General features: G+C 39.4%; 10 protein-coding genes. 6 read left to right on the top strand and 4 right to left on the bottom strand.

Translation table 11 applies throughout. The annotated features are described in order from the left end of the window. Positions 1 to 81: 81 nt before the first annotated feature. The 5 genes from UB32_RS14220 (at position 82) to UB32_RS14200 (ending at position 4,036) form a co-directional block, all read left to right on the top strand. Complete coding sequence (locus tag UB32_RS14220) at positions 82 to 363, top strand: rhodanese-like domain-containing protein (RefSeq protein ID WP_044394707.1); 282 nt, start codon at positions 82 to 84, stop codon at positions 361 to 363. A gap of 135 nt (positions 364 to 498) precedes the next feature. Next, complete coding sequence (locus UB32_RS14215) at positions 499 to 1,461, top strand: hypothetical protein (RefSeq protein ID WP_044394705.1); 963 nt, start codon at positions 499 to 501, stop codon at positions 1,459 to 1,461. A gap of 4 nt (positions 1,462 to 1,465) precedes the next feature. Then, positions 1,466 to 2,146 (top strand): response regulator transcription factor, encoded by a 681-nt coding sequence (locus UB32_RS14210; RefSeq protein ID WP_044394703.1) that lies wholly within the window; start codon positions 1,466 to 1,468, stop codon positions 2,144 to 2,146. Then, complete coding sequence (locus UB32_RS14205; RefSeq protein ID WP_044394701.1) at positions 2,143 to 3,543, top strand: sensor histidine kinase; 1,401 nt, start codon at positions 2,143 to 2,145, stop codon at positions 3,541 to 3,543. Before UB32_RS14210 ends, UB32_RS14205 begins: the two co-directional genes overlap by 4 nt. A gap of 52 nt (positions 3,544 to 3,595) precedes the next feature. Further along, complete coding sequence (locus UB32_RS14200) at positions 3,596 to 4,036, top strand: FixH family protein (protein ID WP_044394698.1); 441 nt, start codon at positions 3,596 to 3,598, stop codon at positions 4,034 to 4,036. A 352-nt stretch (positions 4,037 to 4,388) separates the two neighbouring features. Here the strand turns inward: UB32_RS14200 and UB32_RS14195 are convergent, their stop codons facing one another. The 4 genes from UB32_RS14195 to UB32_RS14180 form a co-directional block, all read right to left on the bottom strand. Beyond that, a complete protein-coding gene (locus UB32_RS14195) occupies positions 4,389 to 5,249 on the bottom strand; it encodes a DUF421 domain-containing protein (RefSeq protein ID WP_044394696.1) in 861 nt (286 codons plus the stop codon). A 32-nt stretch (positions 5,250 to 5,281) separates the two neighbouring features. Beyond that, on the bottom strand, positions 5,282 to 5,488 hold the full coding sequence (locus UB32_RS14190; RefSeq protein WP_044394693.1) for a DUF1657 domain-containing protein: 207 nt from the start codon (positions 5,486 to 5,488) through the stop codon (positions 5,282 to 5,284). Between the two features lie 34 nt (positions 5,489 to 5,522). Further along, entirely contained in the window at positions 5,523 to 6,533 is a 1,011-nt protein-coding gene (gene spoVAD, locus UB32_RS14185; RefSeq protein ID WP_044394691.1) for a stage V sporulation protein AD, read from the bottom strand. A 241-nt stretch (positions 6,534 to 6,774) separates the two neighbouring features. Then, positions 6,775 to 6,978: a DUF1657 domain-containing protein gene (locus UB32_RS14180; protein WP_044394689.1), complete on the bottom strand. Its 204-nt coding sequence runs from the start codon at positions 6,976 to 6,978 to the stop codon at positions 6,775 to 6,777. A gap of 581 nt (positions 6,979 to 7,559) precedes the next feature. On the opposite strand from UB32_RS14180, the gene UB32_RS14170 reads away from it, so the two are divergent. Continuing rightward, positions 7,560 to 8,366 carry a CAP domain-containing protein gene (locus UB32_RS14170; RefSeq protein ID WP_044394684.1) on the top strand — a complete coding sequence of 269 codons (807 nt, stop codon included), beginning with the start codon at positions 7,560 to 7,562 and terminating at the stop codon, positions 8,364 to 8,366. The last annotated feature ends 135 nt before the right edge of the window (positions 8,367 to 8,501 follow it).

Here is an 8,501-nt window from a genome sequence, read left to right as displayed (position 1 = left end):
ATTTTCATTATTTGTCCGCCTTCCCATAGGTTTTATTTACCTATAATAATTGGACGAATATTCCTAAAATCCTTTAATTCCATTTATATAGAAGTGCAAAAAAAATTAAATTCTAATGAATTTGAAGTTGTCGACGTTCGCGAGGTAAGTGAAGTTGCCCAAGGGAAAATTCCTGGTGCGATTCATATTCCGCTCGGACTTATTGAGTTCAGGATGAACGAACTGGACAAAAACAAAACGTATGTATTGGTTTGCCACTCTGGGGCCCGCAGTTCAAGAGCAACACAATTTCTTGAGTATTACGGATATAATGTGATTAATATGCAAGGCGGCATGATGTCCTGGCAAGGTCCAACTGAATAATAATACAAAAGAGACGGCCAAGGCTGTCTCTTTTTGCATGATCTTTTGCTCGTTCAGCTACGGTCGATTTCATAGTTTTATCACAAATTAGCGATATAATGATTGAAGATACTTGTGGAAGAAAAGGAGTTCATTATGAAGCGGACTAATTTGTTAGCGGCAGTGGTTTTCACTGCTTTGTTATCTGCCTGTTCTTTCGAATCATATACACCAATTTCAAAGGATTCTTCTATTATATCGACAGTGAATATTAAGGAAATGACCGTTTCTTTTTATGATATGGATCAAGAAGAAAAATTGCCTGATTGGGAGGTTGACCGCCCCTATATTGGCGGAATGATCCTTCCAGATAAGGATACGCTTCTATTATACGGAAAAACCTTGGATACGGCTGATCTTTATTCATTAAGCAAAGGGGAAAAAATTGATTCTTGGGAAACAGGGGAAGGGATCGTTAACTCTTTGTTAGTAGGGGATGGGAAAATAGCTTTTGCTGATCAAAATCGTGAGAGCATCCGCTTTTTTGATATTAATGGGAAAGAAGTAAATGAGGTGGGAGCGATAAAAGACCCTTTGACCATGCTTGAAGCAGAGGACAAACTTTATGTTGTCAGCTACAACCAGGAGAAGGTTACTGTTATTGATTTACAGAAAAATGAGAAGCTTCCAGGATTTAAAGTTCACCCTGCAGCAGCAGGAGCTGTCATGAATACAGAAAAAAACGAGTTATGGATTGGCGGACATGGTAAAGGAACCGAAATCGAAGAGCGGATTCATATTTATGATTTGGCAACCGGAACGTTAAAAAAAGAGATCCCCGCTCCTGTCATGCCAGTGGATTTTACAAAAATCGCAGACGATATTTTTGTTTTGAGCCATGGATCCAATACGCTGTATAAATTATCGGGTGACGGAAAAAAGGAAGATTCAATCAAAGTAGGTGCAAATCCGTTTGAAATGGAAGCCTTTGAGGATAAGCTGATTGTTGCTGGTTATGATAGCAACGAGGTGTATATCATTAATCCCGAAAGCTTAAAAATAGAAAAGACGCTGAAAGTTGGCGATGGCCCATTTCAAATAGTTACGAGGGAGAGATAACCAGATGAATTCCGTAAAAGTTCTGATCATCGATGACGAAGAGGATATGCGTAATCTCGTTCAAATGTATTTGGAAAATTCAGGTTTTTCATGTGTTCATGCAGCAGATGGCGTAGAAGGCTTAAGGAAGCTGCAAGAACAACCTTTCGACCTGGTGATTCTTGATATTATGATGCCATATGAGGATGGCTTTGCTGTCTGTGGAAAAATACGAGCTTTTTCCCAGCTTCCAATCATCTTTTTATCAGCTAAAGGAGAGGAATGGGATAAAGTGAAGGGTCTCCAGCTAGGAGGGGATGACTACATAGTTAAGCCATTTAGTCCAGGAGAGCTAGTAGCAAGAATCAATGCACTGTTAAGAAGGACTTCATTTGTTAAGAATGAAGATGAGAAAATGAATGTTGGAAAAATCACGATCGATCAAAAGGGAAGAAGGGTTAGTGTTGGCAGTGAAATTATTCCGCTGACGCTTAAAGAATTTGAGCTGCTTGTCTTTCTCGTTAAGCACCAGGGCCAGGCCCTTAGTAGAGAACAACTGCTAGATTATGTATGGGGAATGGATTACCATGGCAGTTTAAGAACCGTGGATACTCATATTAAGACACTGCGTATGAAACTTGGTACAGGTGATTACATACAAACGATATGGGGAGTCGGATATATGTTTGAGGTGCCGGCAGGATGACCACTTTTTCAGACAGCCTATTTAAAAAGTTATGGCTGACGGTAACTGTGACAATCTTGATCACGGTTTTCTATTCGTTTTTCTTATCTTACCTATTTTATGAGAAACTGTATGTCGATATTGTGGAACAATCGTTATTGGAAGAAGGGTTCCGCCTTGCAAGCGACTATCAAGGTGGACCGCTGTCGGAGGATATGAAGCAACAAGTGGAGTGGTACAATGAAAAATCAGAATCAGAGGTTTTTCTAGTCAGCAATCCTAAAGAGTTAAGTGCCTGTCTGCCCTATGCGATTGATTATCAGACACTAATTGGCCAAGATGAACGGCAGCAGTTATTAAAAGGTGAGCCAGTAATAAAATCTGGTTTCGAAGAGAGATTCGGGCGCAAAATTCTTGCGGTGGCTATTCCTCTGCTTGATCACAGCAGGCTGGAAGGGATTATTTACTTATATGTTCCGTTAGCAAAGATTTCCGAATTAACCGTTGATTTTTCGATCCTCTGGCTGATTGGCGGAGTACTGTTTATTGTTATAGGCGCTTTTCTTGGGTTTAAAATGCTTCACCGGCTTACAAGGCCGCTTGCCGCAATGAAACAGGCAGCCGAAAAAGTATCTGATGGAGATTATTCGGCCCGTGTGGACATTCAATCGAATGATGAGATTGGCGAGCTTGCCAAGGCCTTTAACCATATGTCTGAATCCGTTCAAAAGGAAGATGAAAAAAAGCGCGAGTTCCTTGCGGATGTATCCCATGAACTGAGGACCCCTATCAGCTATATAAAAGGTTATAGTGAAGCATTGGAAGCAGGAATAATCAAAGATCCTGAAGAAAGAAATAAATACTTAAAACTCATCAACAGGGAGTCTGGCCGAATCGTGAAAATCGTCGAGGACTTACTTGATCTTTCACGGCTGGATGCCGAAGAATACAAGCTTGTAAAAAGCCCGTTTTCACTGGCTCAGCTTATTGAAGATTTTCTTCTCAAATATGGACCTGCTATGAGGGAAAAAAATATCAGCCTGTCACTGAATCTCGATCCAGATATCATTATTAACGGAGACGAAGGCAGGCTCGAACAAATCTTGCAGAATATCATCGATAACTCTATTCGCTATACTGAAAAAGATGGAATGATCTCCATCAGGCTTTACAAACATCTGTATGGCTGCGCAGTTGAAATCCAGGATACAGGGACTGGAATACCGGCTGAAGATATTGCCAAGCTGACAAATCGCTTTTACAGAGTAAATAAGGCAAGATCTCGATCAGATGGTGGAACAGGATTGGGGCTGGCTATCGTGGATAAATTAGTAAAGCTTCATGATGGTAGGATGGAGATTACGAGCGAGCTCGGAAAAGGTACTACCATTCATCTCTATTTTCCGGTAATAGAGTGATCAAAAGAATTATTAGTTCGTACTTTAGAAAGCTATAAGAGAGGGAAAAAGAATGAAACGAATCTGGATAACAATTATAGCGGTGGTGCTTGGGCTGTTAACAACAGCTTGTACTCAAGCTCCACCTGAAGAAGAGCCGCAATTTTTAGAAGTCAATCTGACAGCCAATCCTGAGAGAGCAGAGAAGGGGGAAGAAATTACCTTCGAGGCGAAAGTTTCCTATGGTTCGGAACAAGTAAAAGATGCAGACGAGGTTAAATTTGAGATTTGGCGTTCTCAAGCGGAGGAACATGAAAAAATTGTTGTAGAACATGCAGAAAAAGGGATCTATCGATTGAAGAAATCGTTTGAAGAAGAAGGGACTTACTATATTATTTCGCATGTGACTGCAAGACGCATGCATAATATGCCGAAAATTGAGTTTGTTGTTGGCAATCCTAGTGCGCCCGAAGATGGTAGCTCTACCGACATGAAAATGGAAGACAAAGATTAACTGAATATACACAGATGATTTGTGATTATTTCCTAAATCTAATGTTCCATTGGGAGGGCAGTAGACGTTACCAAGGAATAACTAAACGAGCTGGACTTAGAAATTTCAAAGGAAAAAACCCGAGAGGTCAACTTCAAGAAAGATAATATTGACTTCTTAGGGTTCACCTTTCATCATTGGAAACCTGAGAATAACGAAGTTAACCAACAAAAGTTGTTCACTTTGTGAACACCTCTTTGTAATTATTTAAAAGAACATGTTCTTCCGTTGCATATTTTTTGTGGATGTTGACTAGGCATACTATAAAAGTAATAACATTTTTAATCGTGCATCATAATGAAATGAACAACCATTACCTTCTTAAAATAGGGGTCACTTTATTAATGGCTTCTTGTAATTTTTTACTATTTTTGCTATACATTTGCTTAGCTTCCTTTACTTCTGTTCCAAGAGCGAACAATTCTAGGTCCGCCTGGCACTTTTTCATAGTCGAAAGGATTAAAGTTTTTTCTTGTGGGGAAGAGACTTGAATTTTATCATCAAAAAGGTCAATTGTTAATTGTCCATAGGAATCTATCTGTCCAAGAAAAACATTCTCAATGGTAACCCCTTGTTTTTCAAGCTCCGTTTTTAACCAACTCCGGTTTCGACCAATCGTGGATAAAGGCTCATCCAAGATTTTTCCATCCATAATGACGGTCTGCGGTTCCTTAACAGATGCAACAGTTAAATTTACATCTTTCGGGGTCAATGGTTGATTTTCTTTCTTTAGCATAACGCTCAGATCTCCAGTTGGCTCTAATAATGCAAATTCCACATCAGCTACCCTAAATATATCCCTTTTTCGAAGCAATTCTAGCAACTCATCGGTTGTGTATTTTTCCTTTTTTAAATTCTCCTCCATGATTTTCCCATCTTTAATAAAAACAGTTGCTCTCCCTTCTATGAAATCTCGAAAGGTTTTGCTTTTTAAGGAAAGCATATCAGCTAAAAAGGGTATTGCTGAGAAGACCACGATTCCGATAATCCCGTTAAATATGTTACGTTCAAGTCCTGTGATAACTTCTGCGCCAATACTTCCAATTGTAATACCTACAACATATTCAAAAAAAGAAAGTTCAGAAAGTTGCTTTTTCCCTAACCATTTTGTGATTAAAAACAGGACTACGACAAATAATAATGACCGCATTACCACCTCTAACCATTCAGGCACTACTTTCCCCTCCTACAAAAGAATGTTTTATCTTAAAAGCCTTTGTATTGAAACTCTTCTCGCTCCAATTCCCCAACTCGTTTTTTCAAATCAGTTATCACCTCATGTACGACCATCATGGTTTCATGCAATGTACGCTTTGATTCATAGTCCTGAGTCCGTAACGCTAAACTGGATAAATCAGCTTCAATACCTTTTAGACTTGCAAGAGATTGCTTTACTTTCGATGCTACAGTCATCCTACATCCTCCTTATCCTTTGGGTTCATGGGCGTTATTCATCTCCATATTCAATCGACACCGCATGAGCGATACAAGGGATCGTTTCATTTTGCTGAAAGCTTAACGGTGACAATAAAGCCCCAGTGGCTACAACTAATATTCGTTTAAATTCACCCTTTTTCATACGGTTTAATAAATGACCATATACAACCGTTGCTGAACACCCGGCGCCACTAGCTCCTGCTAGAACCGGCTGTCCCTCACGGTATATCATTAGCCCACAATCCTGATACTGTTCTTCCTGTATAGGGGTTCCATGCGTTTTAAATAATTCAAGTGAAACTTCGTGTCCAATTCGACCGAGATCTCCCGTTACAATTAAATCATAATAGGAGGGATCAAGCTTTCGTTCGGTTAAATGGGCCTCAATCGTATCGACGGCTGCTGGAGCCATCGCTCCCCCCATATTAAATGGATCAGTCAATCCCATATCAATGACACGTCCTATTGTAGCAGACGTAACACGTGGCCCATCTCCGGTATCACTTAATAATGCGACCCCAGCACCTGTCACAGTCCATTGTGCAGTAGGAGGTTTTTGCCCCCCATACTCAGTCGGATAACGGAACTGTTTTTCAACCGAAGTGTTATGACTTGAAGCCCCCGTTAACAAATAATTGGCTCCTTTTGTGTTTACAAGATAGGCTCCTAGCGCCAGTCCCTCCATTGAGGTAGAACAGGCACCAAACAATCCTAGGTAAGGTGTACCTAGTGTTCGGCAAGCAAAGCTTGTAGGAGTAATCTGATTAATAAGGTCTCCCCCAAGGAAAAATTGAATTTGTTCCTTTTGAAGCTTGGCCTTCTCCATAGCTCTTTGACAGGCTTCTTCAATAAGAACCCTATGGGCTTTCTCGTAGGAATCTTGTGCAAGCCATAAGTCTGAATGGAGGATATCAAAATCATCAGCAAGTAATCCATCTGCTTCAAATGGTCCGCCAACCGTTCCAGTTGAGATAATAACGGGCTTTTGATCAAAGACCCATGTGCGATGCCCCGTTAACATCACAAACCACCCCACTGTATAAGTATCGTTTTGATTTGATTTTTAGGGGTTTGATACTCCTGTTGAACAGGTGTTAATTGTTTCTTTTGCTTATTTGACATATCTGCCTCTCTTTCATCATGCTTTTTCTTCTTTTCTAAGTATGGTTTCCGTTTCTTTCAATGATCTTTAGTTGAAACCGATCAAATTGAAGTATCCAAAAGGTTGGTTGATTGAATCAACCAACCTTTTGGATATCGTTCTATTCTTTGTATTGAGGTTCTTCTTGTTCAATTTCTTGAACACGTGGAGAAATACTATCAACAATCGTTTGTGTTTGTTGAGCAGCTTGTTTATAAAGCTGTTTTGCTTGTTCATTATCAGTACCTAGCGCAAATGTTTCGAAACTAGCCTGCGCACTTTTCAATCCCGCTAGAGCAGTCTTAACGTCATTTATTGTTGTCATTTTAAGTTCCTTCTTTCTTTTATTGAATACTTACCAATTGTATTGTTTCTTTTTGGATGGTGTTTATGTAAACATGTATTTAGTAATTTATGGGAAACGAAATAGATCAAAGGCAATGAACATTGATTTACTATCATTTCTTAGATTTCATGAAAACATTAAAAGACCACCCTTTATGGACGGTCTTTACTAAATTTAATATAGGTATGGGTACGGTTTGAAACTTAATAAAGGAAAAAGAGTCTATGGGATCGACGAAATCTTCTTCCGTAGCCAAATTTTTAATGTTTGTAATAAGAATGAAAAAAAAGTCAAAATAGCTACTGAATAAAAAATGTGTCAATACCTTTGTTTTTCCTTTTCGAGGTTTACTTGGATAATTAATGTAAAAAAAGAAAAACTTTACTACCAGCAAATAATTAGAAATCCCTTTCCTATCGCGGCACAGGAATATATTTCAAATAATATTTTGATAGAATAGTATTATTGCTATTTATAACCAGGTTTATTACAAAAAAACCATGATATGATGAGTTTGCAAGACAGAAAGAAAAAAATCATATTTTGGGAGGAATTGAAGAATGAAAACGAAATTGATTCTTTCGGTAGCAGCAGCTGCGGCATTATTCGCTGCCAATCCAGCAATGAATAAAGCAGATGCATCAACTATACAGACAAAGGTTTACTATTATCAAAGCGGGAACCTCAATAATATGAATGTAGAATCTATTCTGCAAAAGTATTTCAAGAATTATCAAATCTCTTGGAAGCAAGCAGCACCAGTTCAAAAGAATATTCAGAAGCAAGCAGCTCCTCAACCGAATAAAGCAGAGAAGCCTGTAAAGGTGCAGGAACCAGCAAAAGCACCTGCACCGGTCCAAAAGGAAGCAAAAGCGCAAGCACCTGCTCCAGTTCAAAAACCAGCAAAAGCGCAAGCACCTGCACCGGTACAGGCACCAGCTAAGTCTCCTTCACAGGAATCAGCAGTGAAAGCACCTGCTTCATCAGCTGTAAGTGCCTATGAACAAAAAGTAGTGGAGCTAACGAATCAGGAGAGAGCTAAGAACGGCTTAAAACCACTTGCACTTGATACAGAATTGAGCAAAGTGGCCAGGGAAAAGTCACGTGATATGCAAAGCAAGGGCTATTTCAGCCATACAAGCCCGACTTACGGTTCTCCATTTGATATGATGAAACAGTTTGGCATCAACTATCGATCAGCTGGTGAAAATATTGCTATGGGCCAGCCAACACCTGAAGAGGTAGTGAAAGCATGGATGAACAGTTCAGGTCACCGTGCTAATATTCTTAACTCAAGCTACACTCACATCGGTGTAGGCCATGTAGCCAACGGCAATTACTGGACTCAAATGTTCATTGGTAAGTAATTCAATCCAAAAGGAGAACAGCCTACAACTGGCTGTTCTTTTTTACTGTTTAGGAAATCACTAGTGTTGCATAAATAATGTCACAATTTTCAGTTTAATAATTTTCATCTTTAAGAGCCAAAAAAGTAATTACCT

The sequence above is a fragment of the Mesobacillus subterraneus genome (assembly GCF_000934845.1).
Classification (GTDB): domain Bacteria; phylum Bacillota; class Bacilli; order Bacillales; family Cytobacillaceae; genus Mesobacillus; species Mesobacillus stamsii.
This window is presented reverse-complemented; position numbering and strand designations above follow the sequence as displayed.